The sequence below is a fragment of the Pseudarthrobacter humi genome (genome assembly GCF_024294965.1).
In the GTDB taxonomy this organism is placed as follows: Bacteria; Actinomycetota; Actinomycetes; order Actinomycetales; family Micrococcaceae; genus Arthrobacter; species Arthrobacter humi.
The window spans coordinates 238,888-253,820 of sequence record NZ_JANCLV010000007.1; the positions used below are offsets into that span (position 1 = coordinate 238,888).

12 protein-coding genes, 1 tRNA gene and 1 rRNA gene are annotated in these 14,933 nt (G+C 64.7%); 9 read left to right on the forward strand and 5 right to left on the reverse strand.

Annotated elements, in window-relative coordinates; genetic code table 11:
* Positions 1-7 precede the first annotated feature (7 nt).
* The 3 genes from NFC73_RS12585 to NFC73_RS12595 all read left to right on the forward strand — a co-directional run bounded on the left by NFC73_RS12585 (position 8) and on the right by NFC73_RS12595 (position 2,590).
* Positions 8-1,180 (forward strand): levoglucosan dehydrogenase, encoded by a 1,173-nt coding sequence (locus NFC73_RS12585; protein WP_254750670.1) that lies wholly within the window; start codon positions 8-10, stop codon positions 1,178-1,180.
* Positions 1,181-1,244: 64 nt separating this feature from the next.
* Positions 1,245-1,568, forward strand: coding sequence for a putative quinol monooxygenase (locus tag NFC73_RS12590; RefSeq protein WP_254750672.1), 324 nt, complete (start codon positions 1,245-1,247; stop codon positions 1,566-1,568).
* Positions 1,569-1,594: 26 nt separating this feature from the next.
* On the forward strand, positions 1,595-2,590 hold the full coding sequence (locus tag NFC73_RS12595) for a sugar phosphate isomerase/epimerase family protein (RefSeq protein WP_254750674.1): 996 nt from the start codon (positions 1,595-1,597) through the stop codon (positions 2,588-2,590).
* 590 nt (positions 2,591-3,180) lie between these two features.
* Here NFC73_RS12595 and NFC73_RS12600 read toward each other — a convergent pair.
* Positions 3,181-3,257: transfer RNA gene (locus NFC73_RS12600), tRNA-Thr, on the reverse strand.
* 150 nt (positions 3,258-3,407) lie between these two features.
* The gene (locus NFC73_RS12605; RefSeq protein ID WP_254750676.1) at positions 3,408-4,298 is read right to left on the reverse strand and encodes a DsbA family protein; all 891 of its coding nucleotides are present in this window, start codon (positions 4,296-4,298) and stop codon (positions 3,408-3,410) included.
* 179 nt (positions 4,299-4,477) lie between these two features.
* Between NFC73_RS12605 and NFC73_RS12610 the strand changes: the two genes are divergently transcribed.
* From NFC73_RS12610 to NFC73_RS12625, 4 genes are all read left to right on the forward strand, one after another.
* Positions 4,478-5,980, forward strand: a complete 1,503-nt coding sequence (locus tag NFC73_RS12610; RefSeq protein WP_254750678.1) for an alpha,alpha-trehalose-phosphate synthase (UDP-forming) — start codon at positions 4,478-4,480, stop codon at positions 5,978-5,980.
* Positions 5,970-6,800: a trehalose-phosphatase gene (gene otsB, locus NFC73_RS12615; RefSeq protein WP_254750680.1), complete on the forward strand. Its 831-nt coding sequence runs from the start codon at positions 5,970-5,972 to the stop codon at positions 6,798-6,800. The genes NFC73_RS12610 and otsB overlap by 11 nt, the downstream gene beginning before the upstream one ends.
* A 234-nt stretch (positions 6,801-7,034) precedes the next feature.
* Complete coding sequence (locus NFC73_RS12620; RefSeq protein ID WP_254750682.1) at positions 7,035-8,117, forward strand: ABC transporter ATP-binding protein; 1,083 nt, start codon at positions 7,035-7,037, stop codon at positions 8,115-8,117.
* A gap of 113 nt (positions 8,118-8,230) precedes the next feature.
* The gene (locus NFC73_RS12625; RefSeq protein WP_254750684.1) at positions 8,231-9,652 is read left to right on the forward strand and encodes a DUF4032 domain-containing protein; all 1,422 of its coding nucleotides are present in this window, start codon (positions 8,231-8,233) and stop codon (positions 9,650-9,652) included.
* A gap of 98 nt (positions 9,653-9,750) precedes the next feature.
* On the opposite strand, the gene NFC73_RS12630 is transcribed toward NFC73_RS12625, so the two are convergent.
* Positions 9,751-11,121, reverse strand: coding sequence for an FAD-binding oxidoreductase (locus NFC73_RS12630; protein WP_254750686.1), 1,371 nt, complete (start codon positions 11,119-11,121; stop codon positions 9,751-9,753).
* Between the two features lie 196 nt (positions 11,122-11,317).
* Here NFC73_RS12630 and NFC73_RS12635 point away from each other — a divergent pair, with 196 nt between their 5' ends.
* Together NFC73_RS12635 and NFC73_RS12640 are read left to right on the forward strand one after the other, a co-directional pair.
* Positions 11,318-13,114 carry a glycoside hydrolase family 13 protein gene (locus tag NFC73_RS12635; RefSeq protein ID WP_254750688.1) on the forward strand — a complete coding sequence of 599 codons (1,797 nt, stop codon included), beginning with the start codon at positions 11,318-11,320 and terminating at the stop codon, positions 13,112-13,114.
* Positions 13,114-14,160, forward strand: a complete 1,047-nt coding sequence (locus NFC73_RS12640) for a LacI family DNA-binding transcriptional regulator (RefSeq protein WP_254750690.1) — start codon at positions 13,114-13,116, stop codon at positions 14,158-14,160. Before NFC73_RS12635 ends, NFC73_RS12640 begins: the two co-directional genes overlap by 1 nt.
* A 66-nt stretch (positions 14,161-14,226) precedes the next feature.
* Here the strand turns inward: NFC73_RS12640 and NFC73_RS12645 are convergent, their stop codons facing one another.
* Complete coding sequence (locus tag NFC73_RS12645; protein WP_254750692.1) at positions 14,227-14,718, reverse strand: SRPBCC domain-containing protein; 492 nt, start codon at positions 14,716-14,718, stop codon at positions 14,227-14,229.
* A gap of 109 nt (positions 14,719-14,827) precedes the next feature.
* Positions 14,828-14,933, reverse strand: a 5S ribosomal RNA gene (gene rrf / locus NFC73_RS12650); the annotation flags it as partial.

A 14,933-nucleotide genomic window follows, 5' to 3' on the forward strand; every position in this document is an offset into this window, starting at 1 on the left:
GATACACATGCAAAACCTCAACGTTGGCCTCATCGGAGGCGGCTTCATGGGCAAGGCTCACTCCCTGGCCTACGCCGCTATGCCTATGTACTTTTGGCCTGCACCGGCACTCCCAGTCCGCAAAGTCATCGCTGAAGCCAACCCGGATCTCGCTGCGGAAGCGGCCCGCCGCTTCGGTTTCGAGAACTCCACCGCAGACTGGCGCAGCATCATCGAAGATCCAGACATCCACGTCGTCGACATCGCCACGCCCAACCACCTCCACGCCGAAATTGCCATCGCCGCCGCCGAAGCAGGCAAGCACATCATCTGTGAAAAGCCCTTGGCGCGTACGGGCGAGGAATCCAAAGCGATGTACGACGCTGTCAAAGACAAAAACATCGTCCACATGGTCGCCTTCAACTACCGGCGCACACCCGCAGTCGCGCTGGCAAAGAAATACATCGAAGAAGGGGCAATCGGACAAATCCTCAACTTCCGTGGCACCTACCTGCAAGACTGGAGCGCGGACCCCAATTCCCCGTTGTCCTGGCGCTTCCAGAAATCCATCGCAGGTTCGGGTGCCCTCGGCGACATCGCAACCCACGTCATTGACATGGCAAGGTACCTGGTCGGCGAGTTCAGCGCCGTCAATGCCTTACTATCTACCTGGATCCCCGAGCGGCCGCTCCAAACCGGAGGTGCTGACGCGCTTGGCACGGTACGGGGCGGAGAAGGCCCCCGTGGCCAGGTTGACGTGGACGACGAAGTCATGACTATGATCCGCTTTGCCAACGGTGCCGTGGGTTCCGTGGAAGCAACCCGCAACGCCCACGGCCGGAACAACTACATCACCTTCGAAATCCACGGAACCGAAGGCAGCATCGTGTTCAACTACGAGCGGCGCGATGAACTGCAGGTCTGCTTCGCTTCAGACCCCGATGACCGCCGGGGATTCCGAACGGTTTACACCGGGCCCGCACACCCCTACGGAGAAGGACTTTGGCCTATCCCTGCCCTCGGCATCGGATACGGCGAAACGAAGATCATCGAAGCCTACGACTTCTTCAAGGCCATCTCAGAAGGCGGCAGCGTAAGCCCCAACTTCGCAGACGGCTACCAGGTCGCCCTCATCGACGACGCAATCGTCGAATCCGCCGCGAAAGAGTCATGGGTCGAAGTTCCGCAGATCACCGCTTGACCTAGTCCGGGAGGGACGGCAAAAACCGTCCCTCCCGGACAGGACCATCACCAAGAAAGATGAAATGCCCCATCCCCTCCCAACCCGCCAGGAGGCGGCAGAAGTCTGGCTAATGCCGGTCTTCATCGCCAAAGCAGGGCACGAAGACAACCTCCAAAAAGCCCTCCACGCTCTGCAGAAGCTAAGCCGGAACGACCCAGGATGCCTGGAATACACCGTTTTCTCCGACGGACAGCGACCCGGCACCTTCGTCCTCTTCGAAGGCTGGGCTCGTAAAGAGGATCTCGAAGCCCATAACAAGGAAGACCATGTAAAGAAGTTCGTGAAGGGAGTGGAACCGCTCTTGGCAGTACCGTTCGCCGTAACCCCCCTCACGCCGCTCACCTGATGCCTGCCGACCCCAAGGAGCCTGACATGCCCCGCCCCTATACCCTGTTCACTGGCCAGTGGGCCGACCTCCCCTTCGAGGAAGTCGCCAAGCTGGCTTCCGGCTGGGGCTACGACGGCCTGGAAATCGCCGTGTCCGGGGACCATCTGGATGCCTGGCGCTGGGACGAACCCGGCTACGTCGAGTCCAAACTCGCCGTCCTGGAGAAGTACAACCTCAAGGTCTGGGCCATCTCCAACCACCTCAAGGGCCAGGCCGTGTGCGATGACCCCATCGATTTCCGCCACGAAGCGATCGTGGGCGCGAAGGTCTGGGGCGACGGGGATCCCGAGGGTGTCCGCCAACGCGCCGCCGAGGAAATGAAGCACACCGCCCGGCTGGCCAAAGCCCTCGGCGTGGACACCGTCGTCGGATTTACCGGCTCCTCGATCTGGCAGTATGTGGCCATGTTCCCGCCCGTCCCCGTCTCCGTGATCGAGGCCGGCTACCAGGACTTCGCGGACCGCTGGAACCCCATCCTGGACGTCTTCGACGAATGCGGGGTCCGGTTCGCCCACGAAGTCCACCCGAGCGAGATCGCCTACGACTACTGGACCACCGTCCGCACGCTCGAAGCGATCGGCCACCGTGAAGCGTTCGGCCTGAACTGGGACCCCTCCCACTTCATGTGGCAGGGCATCGACCCCGTCTCGTTCATCTGGGACTTCAAGGACCGGATCTACCACGTGGACTGCAAGGACACCAAGCTACGCCCCACCGGCCGGAACACCGTCATGGGCTCGCACCTGCCGTGGGGTGACCCGCGCCGGGGCTGGGACTTCGTCTCCGCCGGCCGCGGCGACGTCCCCTGGGAATCATCCTTCCGCGCCCTGGCCGCGATCGGCTACACCGGACCCATCTCCGTCGAATGGGAAGACGCCGGCATGGACCGGCTCCACGGCGCCCCCGAAGCCCTCGCCAACCTGAAGAACTACGACTACACACCCTCCAACACCTCCTTCGACGCCGCCTTCAAACAGTAGGTCCTCGCGAATTACTGGATGTGTCGACCATGGACGGCTACTGGCTGCGTTCAAGAAAGGCATGTCTACTTTGGCTGCTGTCGTAGGCGCTGGGACAATTCACGCCAGGGTTTCAGGCAGCCTTTTCACCATACGACGACTTACACGGGGGACGGCTACTGGCATAGGGTTCAGTATCGGATTTTCGGTGCCACGTGCTGCCGGCTTCTTATCGCTTTTGACCACAGCTTGCGGCGCAACCGATTGCCAGACCGTGTGCAGGGCAACATCGAGCAGCTTTCGCTCCCTAACTAGGGTGAGTAAAGGGTGAGTCCTGAGCGGAATGGGTCTCCTCCGGGCAGCCAAGGGAAGTAAATCTGCAGGTCAGCTCCAATTTTCTCGGCCAGGGAATTCGAACCGAAGATCCGCCCCTTACTTCCTAATTTATCCGCCCGCTCTGCGTAAGCGGCATCTGCACTTAAACCGCAGGTCAGGCCCATTTACTAGCCCTGCGGACGGGTTGGAACCGACATAAACGTTCCAGATCCTGCACAAAATCTGGTCCTGCGCGCCATGGGGTCCCGACTAAAACCGCAGGTCAAAGCCACAACTGGAGCCTCCTGTCGGATTCGAACCGACGACCCCCGCTTTACAAGAGCGGTGCTCTGGCCAACTGAGCTAAGGAGGCGCGCCCCGAGGGGCGTGCGCCGCAAGGCGCTAGATAAGGTTAGCCCAAGTCCGCCCGCTCGTAAAAACGCCGGCAAGGGCGAACCGGAGCCAAAACAAAGGACCTGCTCCCGGAATCGATCCGGAAGCAGGTCCCCTGGGTGGAAGGACTTTAGCCCTTCGCGGTGATCGCTGCCTGCAGGAAGTCAGGGAACGGGGTCTGCGCACTGGCACCCTTGCCCCACTGCTGGCCGTCCACAAACACCGTGGGCGTGCCGGTGACGCCGATCGCCGCGGCCTGCTTGGTTGTGAACTTCACGTACGGGCGGTAGGTCTTCTCGTCGATGCAGGTGTCAATGTTCTTGGCGCCGATGTCCGTGGCCATGGTCTTGAGCCTGTCGTCGGATAGTCCGGCGGTGCCTTCGGCAGGCTGGTTGGCGAACAGCGAGTCCACAAACTCCGCGTACTTCTCCGGAGACTCGTTCACAACACACGCGGCGGCGTTGGCTGCACGGGACGAGTAGTTCGTGGAGGACCGGTTGTCCAGGAACCCGAGCGCCCGGTATTCCACCGTGATTTTGCCCTCGTTCCGCAGCGTCGTCAGCTGCTCGTTGTATTGTGCCTCGAAGTTCTTGCAAACCGGGCAGATGAAGTCAACGTACAGGACCACCTTGACCGGCTTTCCGGCCTCAGCTGCGGCGCCGGGGGCAACCACTTCAGCCGGCGCGGTTTTCGGGGGCTCCCCCACGGAGGCTGCGTCAACGGTGGCTGCCTCCAGCTTCGCGACGTCGGTATTGGCCAGCAAGGTGATGCCACCGTTGGCGTTTCCGTTGGCCGGTGTCGGCCCCTGGTCGGCGATGGGGGCGTTCTGCCGCATCGTTGTGGTCACCACGAGACCCACTACCACCAGGATGGCCACCACGGCCACCACAATGCCCCAGCCGATCAGCAGCTTGTTGCGCTTGTCCTTCGCCAGCTGCGCCTCACGGATCAGGCGTGCCTTCTCGCGCGCCTCCGAGGTTCGCTCAGCCTTGGACTTACGTATTTCATTTGCGGGGCTCATGTGTTCCTTGGGTCGATCGACATAGGGGGACCACTCTGTGGCGACTCCACCATTTTAGGGGACAAATCTGAGAGCTTGCGCTTTCAACTATTCCGCCCGAATAACCAACGGACGAATAGCCCCGAAGATTCCATCCTATTAAGGTGGCTTAAAGGCACAAGCAACCCCAGGGGGCCGCAATGCAAACACCCGTCCAAGAAAAACCAACAGCTGTACCTGCAACCGGCGCCGCCGGGAGCAGCCACAGCACGGCCGCCACGTACGATTTTATGGTTGTCTCCAACAGGCTGCCTGTTGACCGCTGCGCGCCAGGTGAGAGCGGCGACGACGGCTCCGGCTGGCGCCGTTCCCCCGGCGGCCTGGTGACAGCACTGGCCCCCATGATGACCAAGACCGACGGCGCGTGGGTAGGTTGGCACGGCGCCCCCGACGAAACCGTCGATCCTTTCAGCCACGGCGGCATGGACCTCGTGCCCGTCCAGCTGAGCAACGACGACGTTGAGCTCTACTACGAGGGTTTCTCCAACGCCACCCTATGGCCCCTCTACCATGACGTCATCGCCCCGCCGGAGTTCCACAGAACCTGGTGGGACGCCTACCGCAGGGTCAACCAAAGGTTCGCCGACGCCGTCGTACGCCATGCCGGCCAGGGCGCCACAGTGTGGGTGCAGGACTACCAGCTGCAGCTGGTGCCGCGGCTGCTGCGCCAAGCGCGGCCGGACCTGCGGATCGGGTTCTTCAACCACATCCCCTTCCCCCCGCCGGAAATCTTCGCCCAGCTGCCGTGGCGCCATGCCATCATTGACGGCCTAATGGGTGCAGACCTCGTGGGCTTCCAGCGCCCCAGCGACGCCGGCAACTTCATGCGCTCCGCCCGCCGGTTCCTCGGCGCCAGCGTCAAGCAGCAGCAGGTGCATGTGAAGGGTAAGGACGGCGAAATCACGCACATCGCCAGGGCCCAGGCCTTCCCCATCTCCATCGACGTAGCCCAGATCAACGAGCTGGCCCACAACCCCGAGATCATCGAGCGTGCACGCCAGATCCGCCAGGATCTCGGCAACCCCAAGACCATCCTCCTGGGCGTGGACCGGCTCGACTACACCAAGGGCATCCGGCACCGGCTCAAGGCGTTCGAGGAACTCCTGAACGAAGGCAAGCTGACGGTCGGCGACGCAACGCTGATCCAGGTTGCCAGCCCCAGCCGCGAACGGGTTGAGCAGTACCGCCTCCTGCGCGAGGAAATCGAAGGCACCGTCGGCCACATCAACGGCACCTACGACACCATCCAGAACACGGCGGTCCGCTACCTGCACCACAGCTACCCCGTGGAGGAGATGGTGGCGCTGTACCTCGCCGCCGACGTCATGCTCGTGACGGCACTGCGGGACGGCATGAACCTCGTGGCCAAGGAATACGTCACCGCCCGCAAGGACAATGACGGCGCGCTGGTCCTCAGCGAGTTCGCCGGCGCCGCGGACCAGCTCAAGCAGGCGCTGCTGATGAACCCGCACGATATCGACGGCCTCAAGGACACCATCATGCGGGCCGTCGATTTGCCGCCCAAAGATGCCGCGCGCCGCATGCGGTCCATGCGCAAGCAGATCCTGGAACACGACGTCGACCACTGGTCAGCTGACTTCCTGGCCGCCCTGAACGAGAAAGTTGTGCGCGATGACTCCTGACGCCCGGCCCGCCAAGGGCCCGCTCACCTTGTCCCCCGAACTCCGGCAGGCCGCCCGGCGCATCGCCCAGACGGAACACCTGCTGGTGGCCCTGGACTTCGACGGCACCATTTCCCCGCTGGTTGACCGCGCCGGCGACGCCCGCCCGCTTCCGCGCTCGGCCGCCGCTTTCGCCGGACTCGCCGCGCTTCCACGCACGACGACGGCACTCCTCTCAGGCAGGGCCCTCGCCAGCCTGCGTGCGGTCGCCTCGCCCCCCGTGAACACGCTGCTGATCGGCAGCCACGGCGCCGAGGCATGGCTGGGCCCCGGCTCCGCGGAGCTGACGCTCGATGAAGCCCAGCGCCGGCTGCTGGCCGAAGTCCGCAGTGTCCTCGAAGAAATCGTTGAGCAGGCACCGGGCACGCTCCTCGAGGACAAGCCAGCAGGCGTGGTCCTGCATACCCGGCTGGCCACGGACGATGTTGCCGAGGACGCGGTGGCCGCGGCCCGTTCCGTGCTCCAGGACCGCAAGGGCGTTTTCCTGAAGGACGGCAAACGCGTCCTGGAAACATCGGTAGTCAACGCCTCCAAGGGCGAGGGCCTGACGTTCCTGCGCCAGATCACCGGGGCCACTGCGGTCCTCTTCGCCGGCGACGACGTCACGGACGAGGACGCCCTGGCACGCCTGGAATCCGGCGATGTGGGCGTCAAGGTGGGTCTGGACTTCACCCAGGCCGAGTTCCGGGTGGAAGCACCGGCCCTCGTGGCAGAACTGCTCGAAGCGCTCCTGCAGGAACGAAGCCTGGTGGTGGCCGAAGAAGAGCCCGGCAGTGACTGAACGTCGGGGACATGTCCAACCTCACATGTGACCTCCGTAACATTTGCACCAATACGCCAATCGTCTGACATACTCTAGGTTGTGATGTGGCGCACAGGAACCGTGCGGCGTCACGTGATACTCCTCGGCTTCGGCCGGGGAGTACACGGCTGCAATGCCGTGGATAACTGAATTACATGAACCATTCACAACGGATCGTCCGGCACGTACCTGCCGGTGAAGGGATTGATAACTGTGGCTACAGTTACTTTTGATAACGCTACGCGTCTGTACCCGGGCACAGAGAAGCCCGCTGTTGACAAGCTCAACATCGAAATCGCCGATGGCGAATTTCTGGTCCTCGTAGGACCCTCCGGTTGCGGTAAGTCCACCTCCCTGCGCATGCTTGCAGGCCTTGAGGACGTCAACGCCGGCCGGATTCTTATTGGCGACCGCGATGTCACCGATGTTCCGCCGAAGGACCGCGACATCGCGATGGTTTTCCAGAACTACGCGCTGTACCCGCACATGACGGTTGCAGACAACATGGGCTTCGCGCTGAAGATCGCCGGCGTCTCCAAGGAAGAGCGCGCCGAGCGTGTCCGTGAGGCCGCCAAGCTTCTTGACCTCGAGCCGTACCTGGACCGCAAGCCGAAGGCACTCTCCGGTGGCCAGCGCCAGCGCGTTGCCATGGGCCGCGCAATCGTGCGTAACCCGCAGGTGTTCCTCATGGATGAGCCGCTTTCCAACCTGGACGCCAAGCTCCGCGTCCAGACGCGTACGCAGATCGCATCCCTGACCCGCCGCCTCGGCGTCACCACCGTTTACGTCACCCACGACCAGGTCGAGGCCATGACCATGGGCGACCGCGTGGCTGTGCTGAAGGACGGCCTGCTGATGCAGGTTGACACCCCGCGCAACCTCTACGACAAGCCCAAGAACGTCTTTGTTGCCGGCTTCATCGGCTCCCCCGCCATGAACCTGCTCGAACTGCCCGTGGTCGACGGCGGCGTCCAGTTCGGCGGAACGGTTTACCCCGTGCCGCGCAACATCCTCGAAGAGGCCCACGGCAGCACCGTCACCCTGGGCAGCCGCCCCGAGGACCTTGAGCAGGCCTCTCACGGTGAGGGTCTCCAGGTCGAGGTCGACGTTGTTGAAGAACTCGGTGCCGACGCCTACGTCTACGGCCACACGACGCTGGACGGCAAGGACCACGACATCGTCGCACGCGTCGACGGCCGCCGCCCCCCGCTGAAGGGCGACACCATCTACGTCCGTCCGCAGTCGGGCCACGTGCACCTGTTCGACTCCAAGACCGGTCTGCGCCTGGGCGACTAGTCCCCACCGGCGCCGAGATCTAACCGACGGCGGCCCTCCTGACTGGATGGGCCGCCGTCGGCGTTTAAGCCCGGTGTTTAGGCCAGCCGCCCTCTGTACGAAAGAATTGATCCATGACCGACGAAAACAGTGCACAGTGGCACGACGAGCCCACGGACTACGCGCAGGTCGGCAAATTGCCGCGGTTCGAGGCAGCGAGCGCCAAGGATGACAAGGTCCTTTCCGCTTCCAGCTCGCTGAACATCACGGCGGCGTCCGCGGATCCCGAACTCCTGGACCTGCCCTGGCACATCGCCCTGGAGGACTGGCCGGCCGAGAACCTGGCAGCGCTCCCCCGCGGCATCTCGCGGCACATTGTGCGTTTCGCGCACCTGGGCGGCTCCGTCATCGCCATCAAGGAAACGTCCGAGCATGTGGCCCGCCACGAGTACCACATGCTCCGAAAGCTGGCCCGCCTGGACGTCCCGTGCGTTGTCCCGGTAGCAGTTATCACAGGCCGGACCACCCTGGATGGGCGGCCGCTGAACCCCGTGCTGGTCACCCGCCACCTGAAGTTCTCCATGCCGTACCGGGCCCTGTTTTCGCAGATGCTGCGCAAGGACACGCTGACGAGGCTCATCGATGCCCAGGCCCTGCTGATGGTACGGCTGCACCTCATCGGCTTCTATTGGGGCGACGTCTCGCTCTCCAATACGCTCTTCCGCCGTGACGCGGGCGCGTTCGCCGCCTACCTGGTGGACGCCGAAACCGGCGAGCTGTATCCCGATCTTTCCACCGGCCAGCGAGAGTACGATCTCGAGATTGCCCGGGTCAACATCGCCGGCGAGCTGATGGACCTTCTGGACGGCGGCCTGATCGAGGAAAAGGTGGACCCTGTGGCCACCAGCGAACTCATCATGGAGAGCTACCGGCGCCTGTGGACGGAACTGACGGAGAAGGAATCCTTCGAAATCGGCGAACGCTGGCGCGTGGCCGCCCGGATCCGGAGACTCAACGAGCTCGGGTTCGACGTCGAGGAATACGCCATCAAGACCACCCAGAACGGGTCCACCATCCAGCTCCAGCCCAAGGTGGTCGATGCCGGACACCACCAGCGCCGGCTGCTGCGGCTGACCGGACTGGACGCCCAGGAGAACCAGGCACGGCGCCTGCTCAATGACATGGACTCCTTCCGGGCGGACAACAACCCGGGGATGGACGAGGAATACAGCGCGCACCTCTGGGTCAGCCAGGTCTTCGAACCCATCGTGCGTTCGATCCCCCGCGACCTGTCCCGCAAGCTGGAACCGGCGGAGGCGGTCCACGAGGTGTTGGAGCACCGCTGGTACATGTCCGAGGAGCAGGCCCGCCACATTCCGCTCGCCGAGGCAGTGCAGTCCTACATCGACTCCGTCCTGCGCCACCGCCGGGACGAAGCCGCCATCATGCTTAACCCGGATACTGCGATGCTGAAGATCCTCGAAGTGGAAACCGAGGAGTCCTCCCGCTATGGCGCCGACGAATCCATCGAAGAGTACCCTGACGTCGACGACTGACGACTGACGACACCGGGAGCCGGTGCCGTGCCGGGCCGGGCCGCGGTGGCAGCACGGCCGTGTTAACACACCCCCAGCTAGGTAGCTGGTGTCGGCTTTTAGATGGCCTTGCCCGGGTTCAGGATGCCGGCAGGGTCAAAGAGTTCCTTGATCCTGCGCTGGAGCTCCCTGACGGGTTCCGGCTGCTCCAGGCCCAGCCAGCGCAGTTTGTACTGCCCGATCCCGTGCTCCCCGGTGATGGTGCCGCCCATTTCGAGGGCAGCCTCGATGGAGGCGTCCAGGGCAAGGTTCAGCCGGGCCATGGCGTCAGCGTCCACGGCGCTGCCCTGGCGGTCGATCCAGAACGTGGGATGCAGGTTGCCGTCGCCCGCATGCGCCACCACCTTCAGGCTTACACCATGTGTTGCCGCGAGGTCTTCCAACGCCGCCACGTAATCCACCAGGCGTGAGCGCGGCACGGCCACGTCCTCGCCCACCCGGTATTCGTCATCCACTTCCACGCCCCGGCTGTTCCGGCGGAGCTCCACGAGCTGCTCGGCTTCCGCCGTGGATTCCGTGCTCACCGTTGCCCCGCCGGCGGCTAGGACGGAACGCACGACGTCGGCCTCCGCCGCCGCCCCGAACCCGTCGGTCTGGATCAGGAGCAGCGAACGGCCGCGGGAGCTCAGGTCGGAGCCGTGGAGATCGTCCAGCTGGGCCAGCGTCCCGCCGTCGAGCAGTTCCATGATGGCCGGCTGCACGCGGGCCCGGCCCACCGCCAGGACGCCGGCAGCGGCCTGCCTGAAGTCCGGGTAGAACGCGGCGATGGTGTGCACGTCACGAGGCAGGTACTTGAGCCGGACGGTCGCCCCCACCACGATCCCCAGAGTGCCCTCAGAGCCCACAAACAGTCCCGTCAGGTCGTAGCCCGCCACGCCCTTGAATGTCTGGTGGCCGGTGTGGATGAGGGACCCGTCGGCCAGGACGACATCCAACGCCAGTACCGAGTCGCGGGTGACGCCGTACTTGGCGCAGCGCAGTCCCCCGGCATTCGTGGCAACGTTGCCGCCGATCGTGGAGGAACGGAAGCTCGCCGGATCCGGCGCGTACATCAGGCCATGCGCTGCGGCGGCCTCGTTGAGGTCCGCGTTGATCACGCCGGGTTCGACGACGGCGGTCTCGTCGTCAGGGTTGAGCTCAAGAATGCGGTTCATCCGTTCCAGTGACAGGACTACGCAGTTCCTGCTCGCGTGCGCACCGCCGGACACGCCTGTTCCGGCTCCGCGGGCCACGACGGCGACGTTGAGGGCCGCACACAGCCTGACCACGGCCTGCACGTCCTTCACAGACCCGGCGAAGACCACCGCTTCGGGGAGCTGGAAATCCATGATGGGGGCCTGGTCCACGGCATACCTCGCGAGGAGTTCCTCTTCGGTACTGACCCGTCCCGAGCCGATGGCGCCCACCAGCTCTTCAACCAAGCTGCCCACGCAGCCTCCCGTTCGTCGTCGTTGTCGTTCTCCCCAGTCTAGGGCGGGCCACGACGTCGCAAACGCGTCACAATCCCGGGCCGCTGCAAGCGTTTCCACAGGTCAGCCACATTTCTCCTAGAAAACCGAATTGCATCAGCAAATACCTACTGGAAGCGTTTCCATTTCATGACGCTGCTCAACTAGGCTGATGAGCATGTCTGTTGATTCCGTGATCGCCACCGCAGCTCCGCTGGCAGGTCCGCTGACCCTCATCCACGATGCCGACAACGCCCCCGGCTGGTGGCGCTCGGCCGTCATCTACCAGGTGTACCCGCGCTCCTTCCGGGACCTCAACGGCGACGGCATCGGCGATCTCGCCGGGATAACCGCGGAACTTCCGCAACTGGCCGAACTGGATGTGGACGCCGTCTGGCTGTCCCCCTTCTACACATCCCCGCAGCGCGACGCCGGCTATGACGTCAGCGATTACTGCGACGTGGATCCGATCTTCGGCACCCTGGGTGACTTCGACGTCATGATTGCCGAGGCAAACCGTCTGGGGCTGCGGGTCATCGTGGACCTGGTTCCCAACCACTGCTCGGACCAGCACGTTGCTTTCCAGGCAGCCCTCGCCTCCCCTGCAGGGAGCCCGGAGCGCGACATGTTCATCTTCCGGGACGGGACCGGGCCTGAAGGCCACGAACCGCCCAACAACTGGCAGTCCCATTTCGGCGGTCCGGCCTGGACCCGGGTCGCGGGGCCGGACGGCCAGCCGGACCAGTGGTACCTGCACCTGTTTGATTCCTCCCAGCCGGACTTCAACTGGGACAACCCGGCCGTGCACGCCGAATTCGAACGCGTGCTCCGTTTCTGGCTGGACCGTGGGGTCTCCGGCTTCCGGGTGGACGTCGCCCACGCTTTGGTCAAGGCCCCGGGCCTGCCCGCCTGGGGCGGCCGGGCCGACGGCGGCAGCTCGGACGGCTTCCCCGGCCACGAGGCTCCGATGTTCGGCCAGCCGGCCCTGCACGACATCTTTCGCGCCTGGCGCCTGATCCTGGACGGGTACGGGCCGGACCGCATTCTGTGTGCCGAAGCCAATGTTGACCCACTCCCCCGCCTCGCCGACTGGGTCCGGTCCGATGAAATGCACCAGGCCTTCAACTTCCCCTACCTGCACGCCGGGCTGGACGTGTACCGGATGCGCAGTGTCATTACGGACTCGCTGACTGCCCTGGACGCGGTAGGTGCCCCCAGCACGTGGGTGCTCTCCAACCACGACGTGGTCCGGCATTCCAGCCGCTTTGGTTACAACGGGCCCGGTCCGCGCGATGGCGACGGTATCGGTGCGGCCGATCCGCAGCCGGATGCAGCCCTGGGCCGTCGGCGTGCAGCCGCCGCCTCCCTGTTTATGCTGGGACTGCCCGGGGCCGCCTACCTCTACCAGGGTGAGGAGCTTGGGCTGCCGGACGGCATCGATATTCCGGAGCACCTGCGGCAGGATCCCACGTTCGCACGCACCGGAGGGGCCCGGCTGGGCCGCGACGGCTGCCGGGTTCCCCTCCCGTGGCGCAGCACAGAACGGCACCTGGGCTTTGGCTCCGGCCAGGATCCCTGGCTTCCCTTGCCCGCGAGCTTCGCGGACCTGGCACGGGACGCACAGGCCGCCTCGCCGTCCTCGCATCTTTCCCTGTACCGGAACATGCTGGCGCTGCGCCGCGAACTGGGTTTGGGCCGCGGGTCACTGGCTTGGGCCGAGGACTGGTGCAGCGTTTCGTCCCTGGCGTACCTGAACGGCGATACGCTGGTGCTCATGAACCTCAACCACGAACCGCTGGAGATGCCGGCAGGCAGCGTCCTCGTCCGCAGCGCCGGCTCTGGCTCTGGCTCTGACTCTGGCTCTGACTCTGGCTCTGACTCTGGCTCTGACTCTGGCTCTGACTCTGACGCAACCCGCTTCCTGGCGTCCGGGGAAACGGCGTGGCTGCGGATTGGCGGAGGCGACGCGGCATAGTGGGACTTGCAGGCATCAAGGACGTTGCCGACCGCGCCGGGCTGTCGATCGCCACTGTGTCACGGGCGCTCAGCGGCAAGGCGAACGTGTCGGCCAAGAGCCGGCAGCTGGCAAAGGCGGCAGCCGACGAACTGGGCTTCGTCCCGTCCTACCACGCGTCCAGCCTCGCTTCAGGCCGCAACCACAACGTGGGGCTGGTGGTCCCGTCCATCCACCGCTGGTACTTCTCGTCCGTGGTGGAGGGCGTGTCCGGCACCTTGCTCGATGCCGGATACGACCTCACCCTGTACAACGTGGGTGACCGCCCGGAACGCCGCCACAGCGTCCTGAACGACTTCCTGCTCCGTAAGCGGCTGGATGCGGTCATCGCGGTGGCACTGGTCCTGAGCGAGACCGAAATCAACCAGCTCCTGGCAATCCACCGCCCGATCGTCGGCATCGGCGGCGCCCTGGCCGGTGCCTCCACCATCAGGATTGATGACGCCCGCCTCGCTCGGACAGCCACCGAGCACCTCCTCGGGCTGGGCCACACCCGGATCGCACACATCACCGGCGAGGCCGAACTGAACCAGGACTTCAAACTGCCGGGGATACGCCGCGCCGGCTTTGAGGCAGCCATGCAGGCCGCGGGGCGTGCTATCCGCCCCGAATGGGTCGTGTCCGCGGACTTCACCATCCAGGGCGCCTACGCCAGTGCCCGCCATCTCCTGGCCTCCGCGGCCGGGCGGCCCACAGCAGTTTTTGCCGCCTCCGATGAGATGGCCATCGGCGCCATCCTCGCCGCACGCGACTTCGGCCTGCGCGTGCCACAGGATCTCTCCGTAATCGGCATGGACGGACACGAACTCGGCGAAGTCTTTGGGCTGACCACCATCAACCAGGATGCGCGCGGCCAGGGCGCCCTGGCGGCCCGCATGCTGTTGGAAACACTCGACGCCGGCGCGAAGCGGCCTGACAAGGGCACGCCACCGTCAGCAGCGGCCACCGACCGGGAGTACCCTACGGAGTTCCTCGTCCGGAACAGCACGGCCGTCCCGTCGACCTGACCGGGCCCCTCAGCCCATCCTGAGCTGGGTCCGCCCCAAACTGCTATCCACGGCCGGCCGTCAGGCCTAAGCTTCCCCGCCCATGAACCTCACGAAGCGGTCCAGCACCTTCGGCCAGCCGGCAGCATAGTCGGCGCGGGCTCCGGCAGGATCCTCCGCACCTTCCCAGCCGTTGTGGACCAGGCGCAGCTCGGTCCCGGATTCCACGGCCCTGAACGCGACCCGCAGCTCGGTGGACCAGATAGCCGTGGTCCCGGGATGCCAGGACGCGTGGAAGGAGAGCGGCGGCTGCCAGTCATCTATGGAACCCCAGACGGCGGTCCTGCCGTCGTCAGCTGTCTCCACGATGAGGTTCTCCTCAAACTCAACGTAAGATCCTGCGCCGTACACACCGTGTGAATCCAGCGGCCACCACAAGTGCGTGTGATCCGTGAAGCCGGCGAACGCCTGCGCCACCGGCCCCGGCACTGTGACAGTGCAGATGACAGGTTCAAGGTTCTCTGCGGGCTCAACTGAAGCGGGGAGGGCGTCGTCCGCGTGGCTGAAAAGGTTATCCATGGACGCCAACTCTACGCGGCTCTGCAGCTGTGTGTTTGGGCCGTGAGGGGCCGTTAAATGGGAGTGCCCCCCAACCTGGTGGTTGGGGGGCTCTCGACCTGTAATGATGTTCCGGCGGTGACCTACTCTCCCACACCCTCCCGGGTGCAGTACCATCGGCGCTGTGGGTCTTAGCTTCCGGGTTCGGAATGGGACCGGGCGTTTCCCCCACGCTA

Excerpts from the sequence above, each read along its gene's own strand:
- NFC73_RS12595 (WP_254750674.1), top strand. The coding sequence starts at position 1,595 with ATGCCCCGCCCCTATACCCTGTTCACTGGCCAGTGGGCCGACCTCCCC.
- NFC73_RS12585 (WP_254750670.1), top strand. The coding sequence starts at position 8 with ATGCAAAACCTCAACGTTGGCCTCATCGGAGGCGGCTTCATGGGCAAG.
- NFC73_RS12635 (WP_254750688.1), top strand. The coding sequence starts at position 11,318 with ATGTCTGTTGATTCCGTGATCGCCACCGCAGCTCCGCTGGCAGGTCCG.
- NFC73_RS12605 (WP_254750676.1), bottom strand. The coding sequence starts at position 4,298 with ATGAGCCCCGCAAATGAAATACGTAAGTCCAAGGCTGAGCGAACCTCG.
- NFC73_RS12610 (WP_254750678.1), top strand. The coding sequence starts at position 4,478 with ATGCAAACACCCGTCCAAGAAAAACCAACAGCTGTACCTGCAACCGGC.
- otsB (WP_254750680.1), top strand. The coding sequence starts at position 5,970 with ATGACTCCTGACGCCCGGCCCGCCAAGGGCCCGCTCACCTTGTCCCCC.
- NFC73_RS12625 (WP_254750684.1), top strand. The coding sequence starts at position 8,231 with ATGACCGACGAAAACAGTGCACAGTGGCACGACGAGCCCACGGACTAC.
- NFC73_RS12645 (WP_254750692.1), bottom strand. The coding sequence starts at position 14,718 with ATGGATAACCTTTTCAGCCACGCGGACGACGCCCTCCCCGCTTCAGTT.
- NFC73_RS12590 (WP_254750672.1), top strand. The coding sequence starts at position 1,245 with ATGCCCCATCCCCTCCCAACCCGCCAGGAGGCGGCAGAAGTCTGGCTA.